Annotated in this window: 19 protein-coding genes; 7 read left to right on the top strand and 12 right to left on the bottom strand. The window is 68.0% G+C overall.

The genetic code is table 11. The features are described 5' to 3' along the window. Position 1: 1 nt before the first annotated feature. The 3 genes from KB221_12125 to KB221_12135 form a co-directional block, all read right to left on the bottom strand. On the bottom strand, positions 2–898 hold the full coding sequence (locus tag KB221_12125; protein ID WIY68824.1) for a DUF459 domain-containing protein: 897 nt from the start codon (positions 896–898) through the stop codon (positions 2–4). Between the two features lie 106 nt (positions 899–1,004). Next, positions 1,005–1,418, bottom strand: a complete 414-nt coding sequence (locus tag KB221_12130) for a DUF2177 family protein (protein ID WIY68825.1) — start codon at positions 1,416–1,418, stop codon at positions 1,005–1,007. A 12-nt stretch (positions 1,419–1,430) separates the two neighbouring features. After that, on the bottom strand, positions 1,431–2,477 hold the full coding sequence (locus tag KB221_12135) for a cyclopropane-fatty-acyl-phospholipid synthase family protein (GenBank protein ID WIY68826.1): 1,047 nt from the start codon (positions 2,475–2,477) through the stop codon (positions 1,431–1,433). 115 nt (positions 2,478–2,592) lie between these two features. Here KB221_12135 and KB221_12140 point away from each other — a divergent pair, with 115 nt between their 5' ends. The 5 genes from KB221_12140 to KB221_12160 all read left to right on the top strand — a co-directional run bounded on the left by KB221_12140 (position 2,593) and on the right by KB221_12160 (position 6,462). Beyond that, on the top strand, positions 2,593–3,963 hold the full coding sequence (locus KB221_12140) for an FAD-dependent oxidoreductase (GenBank protein ID WIY68827.1): 1,371 nt from the start codon (positions 2,593–2,595) through the stop codon (positions 3,961–3,963). Beyond that, the gene (locus KB221_12145; GenBank protein ID WIY68828.1) at positions 3,960–4,757 is read left to right on the top strand and encodes a DUF1365 family protein; all 798 of its coding nucleotides are present in this window, start codon (positions 3,960–3,962) and stop codon (positions 4,755–4,757) included. Before KB221_12140 ends, KB221_12145 begins: the two co-directional genes overlap by 4 nt. Positions 4,758–4,874: 117 nt before the next feature. Continuing rightward, the gene (locus tag KB221_12150; GenBank protein ID WIY68829.1) at positions 4,875–5,579 is read left to right on the top strand and encodes a CoA transferase subunit A; all 705 of its coding nucleotides are present in this window, start codon (positions 4,875–4,877) and stop codon (positions 5,577–5,579) included. Continuing rightward, entirely contained in the window at positions 5,579–5,812 is a 234-nt protein-coding gene (locus KB221_12155; GenBank protein WIY68830.1) for a YdeI/OmpD-associated family protein, read from the top strand. Before KB221_12150 ends, KB221_12155 begins: the two co-directional genes overlap by 1 nt. Continuing rightward, complete coding sequence (locus tag KB221_12160) at positions 5,812–6,462, top strand: 3-oxoacid CoA-transferase subunit B (GenBank protein WIY68831.1); 651 nt, start codon at positions 5,812–5,814, stop codon at positions 6,460–6,462. The genes KB221_12155 and KB221_12160 overlap by 1 nt, the downstream gene beginning before the upstream one ends. Positions 6,463–6,468: 6 nt before the next feature. Here KB221_12160 and KB221_12165 read toward each other — a convergent pair whose 3' ends face one another. Next, positions 6,469–7,647: an FAD-dependent oxidoreductase gene (locus KB221_12165; protein ID WIY68832.1), complete on the bottom strand. Its 1,179-nt coding sequence runs from the start codon at positions 7,645–7,647 to the stop codon at positions 6,469–6,471. A 175-nt stretch (positions 7,648–7,822) separates the two neighbouring features. Between KB221_12165 and KB221_12170 the strand changes: the two genes are divergently transcribed. After that, positions 7,823–8,668, top strand: a complete 846-nt coding sequence (locus KB221_12170) for a hypothetical protein (GenBank protein WIY68833.1) — start codon at positions 7,823–7,825, stop codon at positions 8,666–8,668. Positions 8,669–8,683: 15 nt separating this feature from the next. Here the strand turns inward: KB221_12170 and KB221_12175 are convergent, their stop codons facing one another. The 8 genes from KB221_12175 to flgK form a co-directional block, all read right to left on the bottom strand. Next, positions 8,684–9,298, bottom strand: coding sequence for an ABC-type transport auxiliary lipoprotein family protein (locus KB221_12175; GenBank protein ID WIY68834.1), 615 nt, complete (start codon positions 9,296–9,298; stop codon positions 8,684–8,686). After that, positions 9,295–10,233: an MlaD family protein gene (locus KB221_12180; protein ID WIY68835.1), complete on the bottom strand. Its 939-nt coding sequence runs from the start codon at positions 10,231–10,233 to the stop codon at positions 9,295–9,297. Before KB221_12180 ends, KB221_12175 begins: the two co-directional genes overlap by 4 nt. A gap of 14 nt (positions 10,234–10,247) precedes the next feature. After that, on the bottom strand, positions 10,248–11,048 hold the full coding sequence (locus KB221_12185; GenBank protein WIY68836.1) for an ABC transporter ATP-binding protein: 801 nt from the start codon (positions 11,046–11,048) through the stop codon (positions 10,248–10,250). Beyond that, the gene (locus KB221_12190) at positions 11,045–12,157 is read right to left on the bottom strand and encodes an ABC transporter permease (protein ID WIY68837.1); all 1,113 of its coding nucleotides are present in this window, start codon (positions 12,155–12,157) and stop codon (positions 11,045–11,047) included. Before KB221_12190 ends, KB221_12185 begins: the two co-directional genes overlap by 4 nt. A 118-nt stretch (positions 12,158–12,275) precedes the next feature. After that, a complete protein-coding gene (locus tag KB221_12195; GenBank protein ID WIY68838.1) occupies positions 12,276–13,706 on the bottom strand; it encodes a UdgX family uracil-DNA binding protein in 1,431 nt (476 codons plus the stop codon). Then, on the bottom strand, positions 13,707–14,948 hold the full coding sequence (locus KB221_12200) for a putative DNA modification/repair radical SAM protein (GenBank protein WIY68839.1): 1,242 nt from the start codon (positions 14,946–14,948) through the stop codon (positions 13,707–13,709). Positions 14,949–15,010: 62 nt separating this feature from the next. Then, a complete protein-coding gene (locus tag KB221_12205) occupies positions 15,011–15,940 on the bottom strand; it encodes a flagellin (protein WIY68840.1) in 930 nt (309 codons plus the stop codon). Further along, the gene (flgK, locus tag KB221_12210) at positions 15,940–18,054 is read right to left on the bottom strand and encodes a flagellar hook-associated protein FlgK (GenBank protein WIY68841.1); all 2,115 of its coding nucleotides are present in this window, start codon (positions 18,052–18,054) and stop codon (positions 15,940–15,942) included. The genes KB221_12205 and flgK overlap by 1 nt, the downstream gene beginning before the upstream one ends. A 408-nt stretch (positions 18,055–18,462) precedes the next feature. Between flgK and KB221_12215 the strand changes: the two genes are divergently transcribed. Beyond that, on the top strand, positions 18,463–19,812 hold the full coding sequence (locus tag KB221_12215) for a flagellar hook-length control protein FliK (GenBank protein WIY68842.1): 1,350 nt from the start codon (positions 18,463–18,465) through the stop codon (positions 19,810–19,812).

Raw genomic sequence — 19,812 nt, forward strand, 5'->3', positions numbered from 1 at the left:
GTCAGGCGGCGGGCGGTGCGGCGGGTGCCGGACGATCCAGCCCGGCGTCGCGCTTCAGCCGGGCGGCGACCGGGGCGCTCATGCGCAGATAGCCGGCCATCGACATGTGGATTCCGTCGCCGGCGCGCATCAGGACCCGGCGTCCGCCGGCGGTCGGCAGATAGGCTTCATAGCCGCCCTCGCCGTTCGAGGTCAGGCCCACGGTCTCGATATACGGCACGCCCAGCGCCCGCATCCGGGCCTCGACCACGCCGTTGATCAGCATCATCTTGTCGTCGAAGGTGTCGCGTTTCATGCGCGGCAGGCCGACCCAGTAGACCGCCACATTGCGGCTGCGCAGCAGGGCGACCAGGTCGTCGATCCGCTTGCCATAGGCGGCCTTCCAGCCTTCCGTGCCGAACATGTGCACCACGCCGCCGGTGTCGATGCCCTGGGCGTCATTGGTGCCGAACAGCATGACCGCCGCGTCGACCGGCTGCTCGTCGAGCTGGGCCTGGGTCCTGGCCTGGATGTTCACATAGTCGTAGCGGCTCAGGCCGGTCGAAACCTGCGAGAATTTGGTCACCGTGACGTTGGGCTGGTCCTGCAGGTCACGATACAGGCCCGCGTACAGGCCGTCGGCCATGGAGTCCCCGAAGACGCCGATCCGCAGCGGCCCCTGCGCCAGCCGGGCGTTCAGCGGCGTCACGCGAACCATGGCCGGCACCGGCCCGGCGGCGGGTGCCGCCACGGGGGCCGGAGCGACGGGCGCAGCAGCCGGCGGCGCGGAGGCGGCGGCCTTGTCGCCGAGCATGATGGTGGGGTTGCGCAGCCATGCCCGTCCGTCCGGCGTCAATGCCAGTCCGGCCAGAACGCCGACCACGAAGATCGCCGTCAAAGCGTTGATACCAGCGCGCAAAGCGTCCCCCGACGGAACCAGGTCCAGTCGGACCTTTTACCCTATCGCTGCGATCTGGCCACCTCGCGCCCGTGTCGCGGGAAGAAAAAGGTTAATCGCGCGGGCCTTAGCCGAACCGGCGCTCGGCCCACCGCGCGCTGAAATAGCCGCCCAGTGCCGAAACAGTCGTCAGGGTCGTGCCCCAGGCCAGGTCGATCAGCGTGAGGTGAAGCGACCAGACCTTCAGCGTCGCCTGGTTGGTCAGGTCATAGGTGGCATAGGCCACGAAGCCGAGCACCGCACCGTTGATCGCCGCCCGCTGCCAGGCCCCGTTGCGCAGGGCAGGCGCGATGGCGAGGAAGACCGTCCCGAAGATGGAGATCAGATAGAAGGCGACCGCCGCCTGCATGTCCGGCTTGTCGGCCAGGATCGGCCCCAGCACCGGCCTGTAGAGTCGGTCGGTCATGGTGGTCAGCCAGACCGCGTCGATAGCCGCAAAGCTGAGGCCGGCCCCGAGATAGGCGATGATGTATTTGATCATGTCTTCAGGTCCTCAAGCCGGTTTCAGCAGATAGTGGGTGACTGCCCAGGTGTTTCCGCCATCGTTGCCGAACAGGCCGGCCGTGGCCAGATAGAACCGCCGCCAGCGCCGGCGCCACAGGGCCGCATCGGCCCCGTAGGTCCCGCGCATCAGCTCCATCACGCGGTCGCCGTTGGCGTCCATATTGGCCAGCCAGTGGTCGGCGGTGCGTTGGTAGTTGACGCCGCTCCAGGTCCATTCGCGCTCGACCCGGAACAGGTCCGGAAACTGCCGCATCAGGCCGCGGCTGGGCATGACGCCGCCGGTGAAGAAATGCTGGGCGATGAAGTCGCCGCTGTCGGTGTGATCGAACCGGTAGGGCGCGTCGCGGTGTGTGAAAATGTGGATGAACATCCGGCCGTCAGGCTTGAGCCAGCCATGCGCCCGCGTCAGCAGCGCCCGCCAGTTGGACATATGCTCGAACATCTCCACCGAGACGATCCGGTCGTAGACCCCCTCCGCTGCCGGCTTGAAATCGTTCATGTCGCAGGTGACGACCGTCAGATTGGTCAGGCCCCGTGCCGCGGCCTGGGCTTCGATATGCCCTCGCTGGCCATGGCTGTTGGACACGGCGGTGATGGTCGAATTGGGATAGCGCTCGGCCATCCACAGGCTCAGCGAGCCCCATCCGCAGCCGAGTTCCAGCACCGTCTGGCCGTCGCTCAGTCCGGCGTGTTCGCAGGTCTCCGCCAGCGCGGCCTCCTCGGCCTGGTCCAGCGTCGTGTCAGCGGCCGGATAGAGGCAGCAGGAATATTTCAGCCGCTTGCCGAGGCAGATCTGGAAGAACTCCGGCGGCAGCTCATAGTGCTGGGCGTTGGCCGCGTCCGTATGTTCGGCGATCGCGCGTTTCGCCATGTCGCGGGCGAAGACGGCCTCGTCGTGCGGGCCCTCGCGGTCCAGCCGCCGCCGCGCCTCGCTGACCAGACTGTTGATCGCCGGCCGGGCGATGAAATCCGGGAACGGGGCATCCTGCAGCCGCCGTATGGCATCCGTGACGAGAGAGGTGGGCGCGAAAGACATGGGCGTTCCTGACAGACCTTACTATGCCATAGCTACGCCTCAGCGTAGCATCCGGATGAAGGCATCCGACGTGCGGTTTCCGCCGTAGCTCTTCTGAACCATAGTTGGAGTCGGCATGCCCCCTCACCTTGTCGCAGAGACGCCCGCCTCGCCAGCCGGACAGCGCATCGCTGTCGTCGGTTCCGGCATATCCGGGTTGTCCTGCGCCTGGCTGCTGTCACAGGCGCATGACGTCACCCTGTTCGAGGCCGACGACCGGCTGGGCGGGCACTCCAGCACCGTCGACGCGCCCTCGCCGCAGGGACCGATCGCCGTCGACACCGGCTTCATCGTCTACAATGAGGCCAACTATCCCAATCTCAAGGCCCTGTTCGCGCACCTTGAGGTGCCGACCAAGCCGGCCATGATGTCCTTCGCCGTCTCCATCGACGACGGAGCCTTCGAATATTGCAGCCAGGGCCTGGGCGCCCTGTTCGCCCAGAAGCGCAACTACGCCAGCCCCCGGTTCTGGCGCATGATCAGCGACCTGCTGCGGTTCCAGAAGCAGGCACCGCGCGATCTGGCCGAGCTTGAACGGACCGGAGAGACGCTGGAGGCCTATCTGGTCCGCGGCGGCTACGGCCCGCTGTTCAAGGAGGCCCACCTCCTGCCGCAGGCGGCCGCGATCTGGTCCTGCACCATGGGTCAGATGGCCGACTATCCGGCGGCGTCATTCGTCCGGTTCTACATGAACCACAACCTGCTCAAGCTGGATCTGAGGCCGACCTGGCGGACGGTCGATGGCGGAAGCCGGTCCTATGTGACCCGGCTGGCGGACGCCTTCCGGGGCCAGGTCGTCACCAACGCCGGCATCACCGGCGTGCTCCGCGGCCTCGATGGTGCCGCGCTGCGGTTCGAGGACGGCCGGATCGAACGGTTCGACGCCGTGGTTCTGGCGACCCATTCCGATCAGGCCCTGAACCTGCTGGAAGCGCCCTCGGCCGATGACCGCCGCCTGCTGGGTGCCATCGCCTACCGGCCCAACAAGGTGATCCTCCATCGGGACACGTCGCTGATGCCGAAGCGCCGCAAGGCCTGGGCCGCCTGGACCCACATGGGCTATTCGGAGCGCGCGGGCGAAGGCGGGGTGACCTACTGGATGAACGAGCTCCAGTCCCTGCCCGGCCCTCCCCTGTTCGTCAGCCTGAACCCGGCCAAGGCACCCGATCCGGCGCTGATCATCGGCGAGTGGGACTATGAGCATCCCGTGTTCGACCGGGCGGCGGTGGCCGCCCAGTCCGAACTCTGGTCTTTGCAGGGCCGCCGCAATGTCTGGTTCGCGGGGGCCTGGTTCGGTTCGGGCTTCCACGAGGACGGGCTGCAGGCCGGACTGGCCGTGGCCGAACAGCTGGGCGGGGTGCGCCGGCCGTGGTCGGTCGAGAACGAGAGCGGCCGGATTCAGGTGCGCGCGCCCGGGGATGCAAACCGGATGACCGAGGCGGCGTGACCACGACGCCAGCCCTCGCCTCGTCTTCGGCCCTCTATGTCGGCGAAGTCGTGCACCAGCGGTCGCGGACCTTTGACCACCGGCTGCGCTATCGGCTCTGGATGGTGCTGGCCGATCTGGATGAGCTGGACGGGCTGCAGGCGCGTCTTCGCCTGCTCGGCCGCGCGCGTTTCGGCCTGATCACCCTGCGCACCGGCGATCACGGCGACCGCTCCGGCCGCCCCCTGCGCGCCCAGGTCGAGGGCCATCTGGCGGAGGCGGGCATCGACATCGCTGGCGGGCCGATACGCCTGCTGACCATGCCGCGCATCCTTGGCTACGGCTTCAACCCGATCAGCGTCTTCTTCTGCCACACGCCCGACGGTGCCCTGGCGGCCCTGCTCTATGAGGTCACCAACACCTTCCATGAGCGCCACAGCTACCTCGTCGCGGTTCCGGCGGACCGGACCGGCGCGGTGCGCCAGACCGTGGAAAAGCAGCTGTTCGTCTCGCCCTTCATGGACCGCGATCTGACCTACGACTTCACCGTCCGACCGCCCGGCGAGGCCGTGTCCGTCGTGGTGGCGGTGCGTCGGGGCGACACGCCGATCCTGACCGCCAGCTTCGCCGGCCAGCGACGGCCCCTGACCGACCGCCAGCTGCTCCGCGCCTTCCTGACCCACCCCCTGCTCACGTGGAAGGTCACCTGGGGCATCCACTGGGAGGCGGCGAAGATGATGCTCAAGGGTGCCCGCTATCGCCATCGCGGTGCTCCGCCAGATCAGCCGGTGACCGAGGGGTCGGTCCGGGCCTGAATCAGCGGATGCTCCGGAGCGTGTTTTTTTCGGCTCGCCTTGCCCGTGTCGCAGCGCCGCGTTAGGGACGAACAAGCGCCGCCAATATTCATCAGGTGGTGAAAATATGAGGAAGCGATGCGGAAAATCTTCCCCGACGCGGCGTCCGCCCTTGAGGGCCTGACCTTCGACGGCATGACCGTCATGTCCGGTGGCTTCGGCCTGTGCGGTATTCCCGAGCATCTGATCGCCGCCCTGCGCGACAGCGGGACCAAGGGCCTGACCGTCATCTCCAACAACGCCGGCGTTGACGGCTTCGGCCTCGGCCAGCTGCTGGAGACCCGCCAGATCGCCAAGATGATCTCGTCCTACGTCGGCGAGAACAAGGAGTTCGAGCGTCAGTATCTGGCCGGCGAGCTCCAGCTCGAGTTCAACCCCCAAGGCACCCTGGCCGAGCGCATTCGTGCCGGCGGGGCGGGCATCCCCGCCTTCTTCACCGCCACCGGCGTCGGCACCCTGGTCGCCGAGGGCAAGGAAGTCCGCAACTTCAACGGCCGCGACTATGTCATGGAGACCGGCCTCATCGCCGACCTGTCGATCGTCAAGGCCTGGAAGGCCGACGGCCGCGGCAATCTCCAGTTCCGCAAGACCGCCCGCAACTTCAACCCGATGATGGCCACGGCCGGCAAGGTCACCGTCGTCGAGGTCGAACACATCGTCCCGACCGGCTCGATGGACCCCGACCAGATCCACACCCCCGGCATCTATGTCGACCGCATCGTCCTGACCGTGCCCGAGAAGCGCATCGAACAGCGGACGGTCCGCCAGCGGGAAACGGCGTGATGGCGGCGTTCCAGACCAAGAAGGGTGAGCCGGTTCCGGAAGAACTGGCGGGTGCCATCCAGGGCGACCCCCGGCTCAAGGCGCTGTGGGACATCGCACGGCCCTCGTGCCAGGCGCGGTACGCGACCCACATCGATGATGCGAAGAGCCTCGAGACCCGCTCGCGCCGGGTGAGCTCTGTTCTGACCATGATGGCCAAGACCTACGGCCCTAAACTGAGGGAGACCGCCTGATGGCCCGGACCCGCGAACAACTGGCCGCTCGCGCCGCCCACGAGCTGCAGGACGGCTTCTATGTGAACCTGGGGATCGGCATCCCGACCCTGGTCGCCAACTATATTCCGCACGGGATGGAGGTGACCCTCCAGTCCGAGAACGGCATGCTCGGCATGGGCCCCTTCCCCTATGAAGACGAGGTCGACGCCGACCTGATCAATGCCGGCAAGCAGACCATCACCGAGATTTCGGAGAGCAGCTATTTCAGCTCGGCCGACAGTTTCGCCATGATCCGCGGCGGCCACATCAACCTGTCCATCCTCGGGGCCATGGAAGTGGCCGAGAACGGCGACATCGCCAACTGGATGATCCCCGGCAAGCTGGTGAAGGGCATGGGCGGCGCCATGGACCTGGTCGCGGGCGTCAAGCGTGTGGTCGTGGTCATGGATCACGCCAACAAGCACGGCCAGTCCAAGGTGCTGAAGGCCTGCACCCTGCCCCTGACCGGAACGGGCGTCGTCAGCCGTGTCATCACCGACCTGTGCGTCTTCGATGTGAAGCCGGACGGGACCGGGCTGGAGCTCATCGAACTGGCCGAGGGGGTCACCCTTGAAGAGGTCGCGAGCAAGACCGAGGCGACCTATACGATCGCGCCCGGCCTGGCCTGACCGGCGTCAGGCGCTCGCGTACAGTGTCGCGAGCGCCGCCAGCGCCTGCTCCGCCTCGGCGCGGTCGGGCGTCTCGTCCTCGACGCCATAGCCGACCATCTGGCTCGCGCCATTGGCCTGGATGACGATGCCGTCGTGGCGCGGCACCATGCTGATTGCCCGGAAATTGACGGCGTAGGTCAGCTCGGGCTGCGGCGTCAGCCAGGCGATCTGGCCGCGGACCGGGACGACGCTCTCGTCCCCGAACAGGGCACGCGCGCCATAGCCCGTGCAATTGACCACCACCGGCTCGGCGAGGTCGGCCAGTTCCGACGGCTGGTGGAACACCCGCTGCACGATCCGCCCGCCCTCCATCAGGAAGGCCTCGGTCAGTTGCCGCGCATACTCCGCCACATTGAAGGTCATCTGCGGCACCACCCGCGCGGAGGCCACCGGGAACGGATGCTCGCCCCGCCCCAGTTCGCGTGCGTGGGGGACCAGGTCGGCCAGCCGGTCCGCGTAATGCGCGAAGCCGACCCGCCCCGGCGTCGGCGCCGGACCGACCGCACCGTTGCCACCCCGCTTGGCCGACAGATTGTACTGATCGATGAACCGCACGGGGTCGCCGTCGAGGCCCACGAAGGCATGGTGATCGACCCAGGACCGCCGCGCCATCGCCTCCCACCGCGCGGGGAAGTCTGCGGAGACCGAGGCCTCCGCTGCGATCCGCGAGTCCGGCGACCATACGCCGGTGGCCCGGGCGGACCGGGTGTAGGGCGTGCGCTCTGCGGCAAAGATAGTGACCCGCGCGCCGGCTCTCAGGATCTGAAGCGCCGCCGTGAGGCCGAGCGCACCGCAGCCGATGACGGCCACGTCCCGCTGCCCTCCGGCCAGCGCCAGATCGCGCGCGGCCGCAGCCGATCCCCAGGCCAGGGACCAGCCCGATCCGCCGTGGCCGTAGTTGTGAACCACCCGCTTGTCGCCAACCGTCTCCACCTCGATGCGCGGTCCCTGCGCCCGGAACGGCCGGGTGCAGACGGTGATGCGGCTGAGCCGGCCCGGGTCGGTCAGCAGCGGCGCGAAGGTCTGGCGCTGGAAGACAGGCCGGGTGGTCGTCGCGAGACGCGCCGGTGCCGAGGCGCAGCCAGCAAGGCCGACATAGCCCAGGCCGGCGAGGACCCTCCGACGGTGCAGCTGAACGTCCAACAGGGTTCCCTCGAGACAGTCGGCTGACCGGCCTAACATCCGGTCCCGGACGGGGCAATCCGGGCCCCGCGTCGGCCCGCCATACAACCGGGACAACCTGTACCGTTGCCGCGGGGGCGAAGTCGTAGTCATACTCTTTCACCGGTCGCAGAACCGGAGGGGTGGAGTGAGTGTGATGGCCGACGGCGCCTATCGCTGGCAGGGCAACTGGCCTGCGCCTGACGCGGCGCGCGTCGCAGAAATCGACGCCGCCTGGGATGATACCCAGGTGGAAGCGTTCGCCGAGCCCGCGAGGCTTGCCGCGGTCGAGCGTATCGAACGCGCCCTCGCCGCCGCGCGCACCGGCGATCTGACCGAGGCCTCGGCCCAGCTGACCCACGCCCGTTCGGTGCTGGATGGTCTGGACCCGGGCGCGCTGGAGCCCCGTCGCGGGCTCGCCGGCCTGTTCGACAGCCGGGGCGGAAGGCTGAAGCGCTTCCGCGAGACCTGGACCCGCGCCGCCGCCGGACTGACCGAAACCGCGAGCGAGCTGGCGGGTCGGGTCGAGGGCGCCGCCCTGCGCTCAGGCGCGCTCGACAAGGCCTGGATCGAGATCCGGGACGCGCTCGCCGACCTTGACGCCCACCTCGCCGCGGCCGCAGCCCGGCTGGGCGGTCATGCCCCCGCAGAGGGCGAGGTGCCGCATCCGCTGGTCGCGCGGCGCGCCACGCTGGACGCCTGCCGGGCCGCCGCCCTGCAGGCCCTGCCGCTGATCCGCAGCGCCCAGAACGCGGACGCCCGCGCCGCCGAGGCGCTCAAGGCCTGCGCCGACGGCCTCGCCTCATGGCGCGATGACTGGAAGGACGCGCTCGGGCTCAACGCCAAACGGCCAAAGACCGTCCGCCCCGACCGCGACCGGATGGGCAAGGTGCGCGCGGACCTCAAGGCGCGCTTAGACCGGGCCCTGGCCGAACTGACCGCGTCCCGCACCCGCCGCGCCGAGGTCGAAAGCCGGATGGCGGACCTGCGCCGCCCTCTTTGATTCAGGCCGCTCTGATCAGCCCGCGCTGGCGTCGGTCCAGGCGACGATCTGCGTATTGATATCCCGCGTCGCCAGATCGAAGGCCTCAACGATCGAGGAAACCCGATTGGCCGTCGCCGGCTGTTCCACGGTGAACACCCGTTCCGCGGAGACCGTCCGCTCCGGCAGGACGAGCATACGGGCGCGGGCCGTCACCACGATGGTGGGTGCCAGACCCGGCGCGTCATAGCGGGCCTCGAACGAGCGGATGTCGATATCGAGCGACCGCTGGCCCCGGGTCAGCTCACGGGCACCGATCAGCCGAACGCGCGTCGCCTGGGCGGCGAAGGCGTTCTCGATGCTCTCCATATAGAGGTCCGACGCCGGCGAGACCCAGCGGGCGCCGGCGATATAGGCGGCCTCGGTCCCGGTGACGCCGAGCAGCTTGTCGCCCTCGACAGCCTCGGGGAACTCGACCCGGCGCAGGGTGACCTGAACCGGGCTGGCGACCACGGCGGCGGAGGTGGCGGCAGCACCGCCTCCGAACCGGTAGGTCTGCACCGGGTCGGGCGTCGACAGCAGGGCGCAGGCCGAGAGCGCCATCATGGCCACGGTCGCCGCGAGCGGGCGGATCAGCGAGAAGCGGGTCAAGGTTGGACCTCCAGTTCCTTGGTCGGCGGGCGGCTGATGAAATCACGGGGGCTGGAGCGGACCTCGTCGATCAGTCCTTCGAGTGACCGAGTGGCGTCTTCCAGTCCCTGGATCGACTGCTGCAGCTGCGGCAGGCCCGTGGTGGCGAACTCGTTCATGGGGCCTTCGACGTTGGTGGCCGTACGGTTGATCGAGGCCACCGCCGCGCGCGCCTCTTCGGCAGCGGCGTTGATGTTGGCCACGGCCTCGCGCCCGTCGCCCTCGATGATGCCGCGGGTGCTGGCCGCCAGGGCCTCAAACTCACCCACCGCGGCATTGGCCTTGGTCAGTGCCTGTTCCAGCTGTTCCAGCATGCCCTTGCGGGCTTCCAGCTCGGTGGTCAGGGACTCGATATTCTTCAGGCTGGTGGAGAACGAACGCACATTGTCGTCCGACAGCACCCGATTAATCCGGTTCAAGGCATCCACCGTCTGTGCCAGCACCGTGCCGGAGCCGCTGAGCAGCTCGGCGATCGGCGACGGCTGGCTCTGGATCACAGGCACCACATTGTCCGGATACTGCTCCTTGAGAATGGCGCTCTGCGGATTGCCGGCGGTGATCTGGATATAGTTCAGGCCGGTAATGCCCTGCGGCTCCAGCTGGGCGCGCGAGGTGACGCGGACCGGCGTGGTCGCGTCGACGCGGATGCGGGCGATGACCTGGTCGCCCTTGTCAGGGTCGAGATTCAGATCGGTGACCTCGCCGACGCGGATGCCGTTGAAATGCACCTCGCCGCCTTCCGAGAGGCCGCGCACGGGGCCGTAGAAGACGATGTCATAGACATCGTAGTCGTTGTTGAAGGACAGGCGGGCCAGCCACATGGCGAACACCACCGCCGCCGCCAGAAGGGCGATGGTGGCGATGCCGACGGCGGCGTAGTGGGCGTCTCGTTCCATCTCGTCCGCTCTCCTCAGGCGGCCTTGTCGGCTGCGCGACCGCGCGGCCCAAGGAAATATTCCCTGATCCAGGGATGGTCTGAACGCTCGAGTTCCTGAACCGTCGCCTTGGCGACGATCCCTTTCTCGGCCAGCACCGCAACCTTGTCGGTGATGGCGTAGAGGCTGTCGAGGTCGTGGGTTATCATGAACACCGTCAGGCCGAGGTCATCTGATAGCTGACGGATGAGGGAGTCGAAGGCCGCGGCGCCGATCGGGTCGAGCCCGGCCGTGGGCTCGTCGAGGAACAGCAGCTCCGGATCCAGCGCCAGTGCGCGGGCCAGCCCGACGCGCTTGCGCATCCCGCCCGACAGTTCGGCCGGCTTCAGATGGTGGGCTTCAGGCTTCAGCCCGACCATGGCGATCTTCATCTCGGCCAGTTCACGGATCACGTCCGCCGACAGGCCGGTGTGCTCGACCAGGGGCGAGGCGACGTTGTCGATGACGCTCAGGGACGAGAACAGGGCGCCCTGCTGGAACAGGATGCCGGTGCGCCGCTGGACATCCGCCTCGTCGGCCTCCGTCATGGTCGCCCGGTCATAGCCGAGGATGCTGACCGTTCCGCCCTCGGGCTCCTTCAGGCCGATGATCGAGTTAAGGAGCACGGTCTTGCCCGTGCCCGAACCACCGACCACGCCGAGCACTTCACCGCGCTCAAGCGTCAGGTCGAGGTCCTGGTGGATGACGCGTTCGCCGAACTGGCTGAGCAGGCCGCGAACCTCGATGAGGTTTTCCGGGGCTGTGGCCGGAGCCGCCGGCGTATGGGCGGCGGTCACAGGTTCAGCTCCAGGAAGATCATGGCAAACACGGCGTCCAGGAAGATGATCGCGAAGGTCGCCTGCACCACAGCGGCTGTAACCCGCCGGCCCAGACTCTCGACGTCGCCCGCGACCGCCATGCCCTGGCGGCAGCCGATGGCAGCGATGACCACTGCGAAGACGGGTGCCTTGATCATCCCGACCATCAGATGGGTGCCCATCTTTGCGTCCTCGCCGATGCGCTGGATGAAGAACGACGGGCCGTAGTCGAGCTGTGACCAGGTCACCAGCATCCCACCAAACAGGCCCGCGACCATGCCGATGAAGGTCAGGAGCGGCATCATCAGCACCATGGCGGCGAGCCGCGGGATGACCAGCGCCTGGAACGGGTTCACCCCCATGACCTGCATGGCGTCAACTTCCTGGTTCATCCGCATCGAGCCGATCTCGGCCGCGAACGATGAGGAGGAACGACCGGCCAGGAGGATGGCGGTGATCAGGACGGCCAGCTCGCGCAGGGTCGCCACGGCCACCAGCTGCACGGTGTACACGCCGGCCCCGAACTGGGTCAGCAGGTTGGCACCGAGGTAGGCGATGACCGCCCCGATGAAGAAATTGGTCGCGGCGACGATCGGGATGGCATCCAGCCCGGCCCGTTCGCCCTGGCTGAACCAGGCGGCCCAGCGGATGCGCCCCGGGCGAAGCGCCGACCCGGCGGCAACCATCAGCCGCCCGAGGAAGGCCATGGACAGGGTCGCTTCGTCCATAATGTCGTGAACGCCCCGGCCGACCTTGCCGAACGTCCGCACCCAGCCGGGCGACCGGCGCGGCGGACCGGCGCTTTCGCGCTCCAGCTTTTCGACCATCGCATAGGTGCGCCCGGCCTCCGGGCGCTGCCTCCAGGCCGACGGAGGCAGGACGCAGTTGGAGGCCTGAACGATGGCAAGAGCACCCGCTGTGTCGAACCTGCCCAGATCTGTCAGGTCAACCGACTCGACGCACCGCTCCCGTAGTGCGTCATCAAGCCGAAGTGAGATCCGGCCCAGCTCGGTTGCTGTCCAGTCGCCGGTCAGGCGCAGGGTGAGCCCAGGCCACCCGTCCTCAATCTGGAAATCCGCTGCGGCCATTCCCCAACCTAAATCGCCCCGCCCGTTTTGCCTACGCCGGCCACACGGCAAAGGTGAAGCAGACCTCAGAACGCGGCCGTGCCGTATTCGTTCAGCCACGGTTTCAGCTGTTTACGGTTCAAAGCAGTGCCCGGATGCGCTTCAGGTCCGCAACGAAGCGGCCACGTTCCTCAATCCGGGCGGCTTCATCCGTCAGGCGGAGGAGGTAGGCGGGATGCACGGTCGCCACGACCCGGGCTCCACCGGCCTGATGCATCGGCTGTCCGCGTTCCTGCATGAGGGCGATTTTCCGGTTCAGGACCCCGAGGGCCGCCGTGGTTCCCAGCGTCACGATCACCTTCGGCTTCACCAGCCGGCGCTCCGCGTCCAGCCACCAGCGGCAGGCGCTGATCTCGCTGGCGAGCGGGGTCTTGTGGATGCGCCGCTTGCCGCGCGGCTCATGCTTGAAATGCTTCACCGCATTGGTGACGAAGGCGTCCTCCCGCCGGATGCCCGCCTCCACCAGCGCCTCATCCAGCAACTGTCCCGCCGGCCCGACGAAGGGACGACCGGACAGATCTTCCTGGTCGCCCGGCTGTTCGCCGACGATCATCAAGGGCGCGGCTTTCAAGCCGGTGCCGCAGACGCCCTGGGTCGCATCCCGCCACAGGGGGCATCGGCGGCAGGCCTGGACCGCCTGTCCGAGTTCTTCCAGCGACGACGGGACGAACCCTTCGTCGAAGGCGTGGTCGCGATTGATCCGGGACAGGGTCTTCGCAAGCCGGGCGTTGGGTTCCGACGCCGGTGCCGCGACCATTGTCTCGGTGCGGGCCAATGATTGCGCCGTCAGCTGATGGATCAGCGCCGCCTCGGGCAGGTTCTTCCAGTAGCGTTTGGGCATCTCGCCCTGCATGGTCTTCAGCTTCAGGCGCGCCGGATTGAAGGTCGAGGCGTAGTAGGTCTTCCAGAAGTCCTCGACCTCATCCTCGCCCGGAGCCATGTCGCGGGTCGCCGGCGGACCGAACGCCAGCGTATCCCCGTCCCAGATCGCTGACCCGTCCGGCGTGAGGATGGTCCAGTGCATGTTGGCAAACCGGCGGGCGAAGAAGGGTGCCGTGCGTTCCAGCACCCGATGTGCGGGCTCGAACCACGCCGCCCACCGCTCCCCGTCCGCCGCATCAATCCGCCGGAAGCGGACGAAGGCCTTCATCTTGTGGCTGGCGCGGCTGACGTTTTTGGCGCGTTCCATGGCATCGGCCACATCGACGTCGGTCACGACCCGGATCAGGTCGGGTTCGGCCTTCAACCGCCAGAGCAAGCGGTACAGCAGATCAAACCGGTCCCCGGAGCGATGCAGGATCACCGACTGCGCCAGATCGACGAAGGCGCGCGCCGTGTGAAAGCCGGTGTCCGGCGTCAGTGCAGGCAGACCGTCGTCGAACAGACCCGGCCCGCTTCCCCCGACCCGGAAAACCGCCTCCCCCGGCGCAACGCCCGCCTGACGGAACGCCCGCGCGCCGGCCCGCCAGCCATCGAAATCGGTTTCCCCGGCCAGGGTCGCGACGCGCATTCAGAACAGGCTCAGCTGGACCGGCTGGACGGTCGGCGTCATCCGGGCGCGCAGATCGGCTGCGTCCGTCAAGCCTCCCGGAGTCCAGTCCAGCGCCGTGATGAACGGCCGAACCTTGTCGATGCCCCGGCAAAGACGCCCGATGTCCTCAAGCCTCAGCGTGCGCCAGCGACGGACCTGAAGGATGCGGTTCACAGACTTCACGCCGAGGCCCGGCACCCGCAGCAGCATCTCGCGCGCGCCGGTGTTCACATCGACCGGAAACTGCGCCCGGCTGTTCAGCGCCCAGGCCAGTTTGGGGTCGATGGCGAGGTCCAGCATGCCGTCATTGGCGGCGTCGCCGATCTCTCCGGGCGAAAAGCCATAGAAACGCATCAACCAGTCCGCCTGGTAAAGCCGGTGCTCGCGCATCAGCGGCGGCTTCGACAGCGGCAGGATGCTGGACGAATCGGGGATCGGGCTGAAGGCCGAATAATAGACCCGCCGCAGGCCGTAGCCGGCGTAGAGCGAGGCGCTGCGGTCAACGATTTCGGTATCGGACGCGCCGTCGGCACCGATGATCAACTGGGTGCTCTGGCCGGCCGGGGCGAATTTCGGCGGCTTGGCCCGGTCCTTCCTGGCCGGACGCGCGGCCTCGACCTTCAGACGCACCCGGCCCATCGCCTGTTTGATGACGCCCACGTCCTTCTGTGGGGCCAGCCGCTTCAACGCCTCGTCGCGCGGCAGTTCGATATTGGCGGACAGCCGGTCGGCGTAGAGGCCGGCTTCCTCGACCAGAAGCGGATCGGCCTCGGGGATCAGCTTGAGGTGGATGTAGCCGCGGAAGTCGTGCTCTTCCCTGAGCTTCTTCGCGACCAGCACCAGCTGCTCCATGGTGTAGTCGCCCGAGCGGATGATGCCGGAGGAGAGGAACAGGCCTTCGATGTAGTTCCGCTTGTAGAAATTCAGCGTCAGCTCGACCACCTCATCGACGCTGAAGCGGGCGCGCTGGACGTTCGAGGACGCCCGGTTGATGCAGTAGACGCAGTCGTAGATGCAGAAATTCGTCAGCAGGATCTTGAGCAGGGACACACAGCGGCCGTCCGGTGTGTAGGCGTGGCAGATGCCCATACCTTCCGTGGAGCCGATCCCCTTGCCGCCGGACGAGTCGCGCTTCGACGTCCCGGACGATGCACAGGAGGCATCATATTTGGCCGCATCCGCGAGGACGGCGAGCTTGCTGCGGAGATCGAGAACGGCCATTCGTTCACTTTATGTTCTCAGCGACATGCCTGTCGAGCGTAGCCGGTGCATAAAGTGCACTGTCAGTTCAGATAGTTGAGCAGGGAGACCTGGCGCAGCTGGCTGATCACCTGGGCCGACGCCTGGATCGCCACCTGGGACAGCTGCAGATCGGTGATCGCCTCCGCCATGTCGGCATCCGTGCGGCTGGCCAGCAGTCCGTCGAGGGCGATCTTCTGCGCCTCATGGCCTTCTGTGATGTTTTCCACCTGTTTTGCGAGCGACCCGGTCCGGGCCATCTTGTCGACCACGGCCGTTCCGGCCTGCTCAAGCCGACCCAGCTGCGTCGTCAGGAAGGTCTTCTGCGTCGCGGTGAGTTTGCCGGTCAACGGACCGAGGCCGGGCGTCGCATGGTAGGTCTGGATGTCCCGCAGGACGCTCAGGATGTCCGTGCCCAGTTCATCGGCGAGGAAGCCGGTCTCCAGGGTCGTGCCTTCAGCGACGCGGCTCGCCGTCTTCAGGGTGTCATTACTGAAAAGGGAAGCCACGTCCGGCGCGGCCGCCAGTTCGGCGAGGCTGGTTGCGGCGAGGGGGGTGGTCGAGGTCGAGGCACCGGCGAACAGATAGCCGCCGTGGTGCCGCATGTTCAGCCCGCCGCGCGCCGACTGGAAATGAGAATCCAGCTCCAGCATCACCAAGGTGCCGGAATCCGTCGAAATCGCGCTGCCCAGCGAATCGCGCACGCCGGTGATGGCGTCCTTCACCTGGCCCAGCGCCAGGTCCTGCGTGGTCAAGCGGGCGCTGACGGCGGCGCTGGTGTCGATGAAGCCCTGGATCCGGTTCTGCGAACCCTTGATGGCGGTCAGGGTTTCGGACTGGCGACCGAACCCGGTCAGGTCCGTCGCCACCTTCTGGGTCGAGACCCGCTGCTGGGCGTCGGTCGCCCGGCTCTGGGCGTTCATCAGGTCCAGCAGGGCCGACTGGTAGTTTCCGAAGGTTGCGACGCGGGTCATCAGACCATCCCCATCAGCGAGTCATACATATCCTTGGCCGCCTGGATCAGCCGGGCCGAGGCGTTGAAGGCCTGCTGATAGGTCGTCATCAGCACGAGCTCCTCGTCCAGGTTGACGCCTTCATGCGCCGTCTGGCGTGAACCCGCTTCAGTGTAGAGTGCGCTCGCCGTCTCCATCCGGTTTTTGGATGCGGCCGCCTTGCCGCCGATCTCGCCGGACAGCTCCGCCGCGTAGCGGGAGACCGAGATCGCGCCGCCCGATGATCCACCGGCCGCCGCGAAATTCGCCGTGCGCTCACCGGCATCGGCGAGGACCAGCGCCCCCCGGCCGTCGCCCGTGCTCAGGGAGGGAGTCCCGACAGCGGCGGACAGGTTCAACTGGGCGAAAGCGAGTTTGGACGGGCTTTGCCGGATGTCCGCCCGCAGGGCGAAGTCGTCCGCGCGCGAGGCACGCACCCCGCCGCCGAGGCCGAACAGCTCCGTCACGGATACGCCGGAAGGCACCTGGGTGGTGCGATCCTCAAGCACGGTCAGCGTCGGAGCCGGATTGCCGTAACCGGTGAAGGACAGGGAACCGTCCGCGGCCAGCGAATAGGCCCCGAGGCGGCCAACACCGGTTGCGGGATCATTCAGTGCTGCAACCAGGTCGCCGACCGTACCGCCTGCAGGAATAACGATCTCCACATCCCGCAGCCGCGAGCCGGTCTCGCCAGTGAAACGGAGCTTCAGTGTCTCGCCGGCGGTGAAGCCGTGCGGCGAGGCGGCCGTCAGACCGTTGTCGTAGAAGGCGGGCCGATCCGAGGAGACCAGGTCGTTGAGGCCAAAATAGTGCGAGAACCCCCGACCGGCCTTTGCCGAAGGCGTCGTGGCGCTGTCCGCCACCGCGACGCCGTTGCTGCCAGTGGCCGCGATGCTCAGCCGTCCGTCGGTGAAACTGGCCGTCGCCGCTCCGCCCAGCTGGGCGTTCAGGACGCTGAGGAAGGTCGCCGGTGTCGCCGCGGCGCCGTTGACCGTCATGGTCGCGCCCGAGAAGACGATGTCGGCCCGCGTCTGGATCACCCCGGCGGCATTGGTCACGGCGACCGTGGCCTGCCCGGAGAAGCCGGCGATGGCGCTCTCGAACGACTGGCCGACATTGCGCCCGGTCAGCCTGGTCGGGGCGGGTACGGCGGAATTGGCGTTGTGCGCGCGGTTCAGTTCGTCCGCCGCATGGGCCACCAGTTCGGCCAGCCGTTCCGCCGCCGCTGGTGCCTCGATATCCCTGAGCTCAACCAAGCCCTTGATCTCGCCTGAAACCAGGCTGTCCAGCAAGGGCCGCTTCTGTCCGCCGGGTTCGGTCACGAGGACCTCACCGAAAGCGGTTGCTCCGGTGACCGTCCCGGCGCGGCCATACTCAAGGACCGCAGCACCCTGCCCGGCCAGGAGCGCACCCACGCCAGTGCGGATCGACACACCGCCCACGGGTCGCGGTGCAATCCGGATATCCATCAATTGCGCTAGCTGGCCGACCAGGGCCGACTGGGCGGTCTCTGCGCCCGAGGCGTCTCCGTCAACGGCTGTGGCGCGCGCGATCTCGAGATTGAGGCCCTCAATCTGCTCAAGCAAGCCGTTGGCCCGTTCGACGGCACTCTGAATCCGGCTGTCGGCGTCCTGGCGCACGGCCTGGATCTGGCCGGCGATGCGGCTGGCCTCGTCAAACAGGGCCTGTGTCCGGAACAGGGCGTCCTGACGTCGGGGCGAGGAGGTCGGGTCCTCGGCGCTGGCCGCGAAGGCGGAGAACACGGCGTCGACCTGGGAGAAGAAACCTGTGTCGCCGCCCGGATCGCCGAACAGGGACTGGATTCTGTCATACAATTCGTGGCGCACGCCCATGCGCGCCGACTCGGCCCCTGCGTTCAGGGTGGCCGCCTGCAGGAACCGGTCGGTGGCGAGCCGAACGCGCGCCACCTCGACGCCGGAGCCCATGCCCTGGCCGGTCAGGGTCCGCTGCTCCCCGATCTTGCGGACATAGCCGGGCGTGTTGACGTTGGAGACGTTGTCCGAAACGATACGGAGTTGGGTCTGGGCCGCCTGGAGGCCCGAACTCGCCGTGTTCATGATGGCGTTCAGGGACATCCGAAGGCCTCCAAAGTCGCGGCACCCGGCAAGCCCTGCCAGCCGACGCGCGCTTTTTGCCCGGCATCGCGCGAAGGCGGGCCGTACAAGTTACTGAAATTACGCGCTCTTGCGTTTCGCGCCTGGGTCATGAGCGGCAAGGGGCGCAAACGCCGGGCCAGTTGCGCGGCGGGCCTTCGTCAGGGCTGAACGTTCCACGCCGGGCGCCGGGCAAGAATCGTCTCCACGCGGCAAGTTTCGACTGAGGCGCCGCCACGAAGCATTCGACGGACACGATATTTTCCTATTCCTGTTCAGTGACTTATGGCCACCTGATCAGTTGGCCCGCGACTTGCGCCAGAGGTTCCGAATGTCCGGCGCAGGAAGCGCCCTCGTCCCCCTCGCTTCGGCGAACCGCTCCCCGGCACAATGTCCGCCCTCCCCCTCATGTCCGTCATCGCGCCATCCGTCGCCAGCGCCCCGCAAGGGTCGCCGGGCGAAGACGCGTCCGGATTCCAGGACCTGCTGACGGCCCTGTCGGGAGAGGACGCCGCCGCGCCTACGACCAAGGGTAGCGTCAGCGAAGCAGAGACGACCGCCGACCCGAAAGCAGAGGCGAGCGACACCGCCGGCTTCCTGGTCGCGCCAACCCAGCCCCCGGTCCCCCTGGTCCTGCCCATAGTACCGGACGCGCCGGCCGGAAGCGACGTGAAGGCCTCGACGGAAAACGGCGACGAAGAGCGTCCCGTCGTCCTGCCGCCCGTGCCAGCCGGCCCGTCCGGGACGTCGGACGATCCACCCGTCATGCCGTTGCAGCCGGTCGACAAGAACCCCGGGCCCAAGACGACCGACCCGCAGACACCGCCGGTCGTGCATGAGTTCTACCGGGACCAGGGTCACGCCCCGTTGCTTGTCACGGCCGCCCAGACGGCCGCCGCCCTGGAAGCCATCAACGCCGAGGCGCGGGCCGGTGCGCCCGCCGCCTCGTCCGCGCCCCCGGTCCCGCCTCCGGTCGTTCCTTCGCCGGCACCGATGCGCGCCCTGGCCGAGCGCACCTCCCGTCCCGTGGAACCGTCGGTCGGCAAGACCGGCGAAGAGCCCCGGGCCGCGGGTGCGTCTCCCGCAGCTCCGGCCGCCGCGACCGCGGCTCCGGCCGTCGCCTCGGGTCCCACGCCGGGCGCGGCTGACCTCCTCGCCGCCGCCGCAGCCGCCCGCGACGCCGCCGCCGACACGGGCGAAACCGGAGAGCCGACGTCCGACCTGCCGCCCCCCGGAGAAGGCGCTTCGACGCAGACCCAGGCCCCCGCCGCTGCGCGGGAGACCGGCGTGTCCCAGCTGTCCCGGGCCACCATCGAGGCGACGGCCCAGATCGCCGCCCAGATCCTGCGCCGGCTCGAGGGCCGCTCGACCCGGTTCGAAATGGCCCTGACGCCCGACGAACTCGGCCGGGTCGACGTCAAGCTGGACATCGATTCCGAGGGGCGACTGAACGCCCGCCTGGCGTTCGACAACCCCGCCGCGGCCACGGATCTGAGAGGCCGCGCCGACGAACTGCGCCGGGAGCTTGAGGATGCCGGCTTCCACCTGGCCGCCGACGCCTTCGAGTTCGCCGAGCGGGACAGCGGGTCCAGCGCCTTCGACCGCGGTCAGGATGCGCGGAATGGCTCGTCGCGCGCCTTCGCCGCCGCCTCGCGTCTCAATGACGAAATCGATGTCGCCCAGCCGCCGCGCTGGCTGGCGCTCACCCTCTCGCCTTCGGGCGTGGACATGAAGGTCTGA

Origin of the sequence: Aquidulcibacter paucihalophilus (assembly GCA_030285985.1) — a bacterium.
Lineage (GTDB): Bacteria > Pseudomonadota > Alphaproteobacteria > Caulobacterales > Caulobacteraceae > Brevundimonas.

Excerpts from the sequence above, each read along its gene's own strand:
- KB221_12205 (WIY68840.1), bottom strand. The coding sequence starts at position 15,940 with ATGACCCGCGTCGCAACCTTCGGAAACTACCAGTCGGCCCTGCTGGAC.
- KB221_12155 (WIY68830.1), top strand. The coding sequence starts at position 5,579 with ATGGCGGCGTTCCAGACCAAGAAGGGTGAGCCGGTTCCGGAAGAACTG.
- flgK (WIY68841.1), bottom strand. The coding sequence starts at position 18,054 with ATGTCCCTGAACGCCATCATGAACACGGCGAGTTCGGGCCTCCAGGCG.
- KB221_12150 (WIY68829.1), top strand. The coding sequence starts at position 4,875 with ATGCGGAAAATCTTCCCCGACGCGGCGTCCGCCCTTGAGGGCCTGACC.
- KB221_12195 (WIY68838.1), bottom strand. The coding sequence starts at position 13,706 with ATGCGCGTCGCGACCCTGGCCGGGGAAACCGATTTCGATGGCTGGCGG.
- KB221_12135 (WIY68826.1), bottom strand. The coding sequence starts at position 2,477 with ATGTCTTTCGCGCCCACCTCTCTCGTCACGGATGCCATACGGCGGCTG.
- KB221_12140 (WIY68827.1), top strand. The coding sequence starts at position 2,593 with ATGCCCCCTCACCTTGTCGCAGAGACGCCCGCCTCGCCAGCCGGACAG.
- KB221_12170 (WIY68833.1), top strand. The coding sequence starts at position 7,823 with ATGGCCGACGGCGCCTATCGCTGGCAGGGCAACTGGCCTGCGCCTGAC.
- KB221_12160 (WIY68831.1), top strand. The coding sequence starts at position 5,812 with ATGGCCCGGACCCGCGAACAACTGGCCGCTCGCGCCGCCCACGAGCTG.
- KB221_12180 (WIY68835.1), bottom strand. The coding sequence starts at position 10,233 with ATGGAACGAGACGCCCACTACGCCGCCGTCGGCATCGCCACCATCGCC.
- KB221_12200 (WIY68839.1), bottom strand. The coding sequence starts at position 14,948 with ATGGCCGTTCTCGATCTCCGCAGCAAGCTCGCCGTCCTCGCGGATGCG.
- KB221_12130 (WIY68825.1), bottom strand. The coding sequence starts at position 1,418 with ATGATCAAATACATCATCGCCTATCTCGGGGCCGGCCTCAGCTTTGCG.
- KB221_12190 (WIY68837.1), bottom strand. The coding sequence starts at position 12,157 with ATGGCCGCAGCGGATTTCCAGATTGAGGACGGGTGGCCTGGGCTCACC.
- KB221_12215 (WIY68842.1), top strand. The coding sequence starts at position 18,463 with ATGTCCGCCCTCCCCCTCATGTCCGTCATCGCGCCATCCGTCGCCAGC.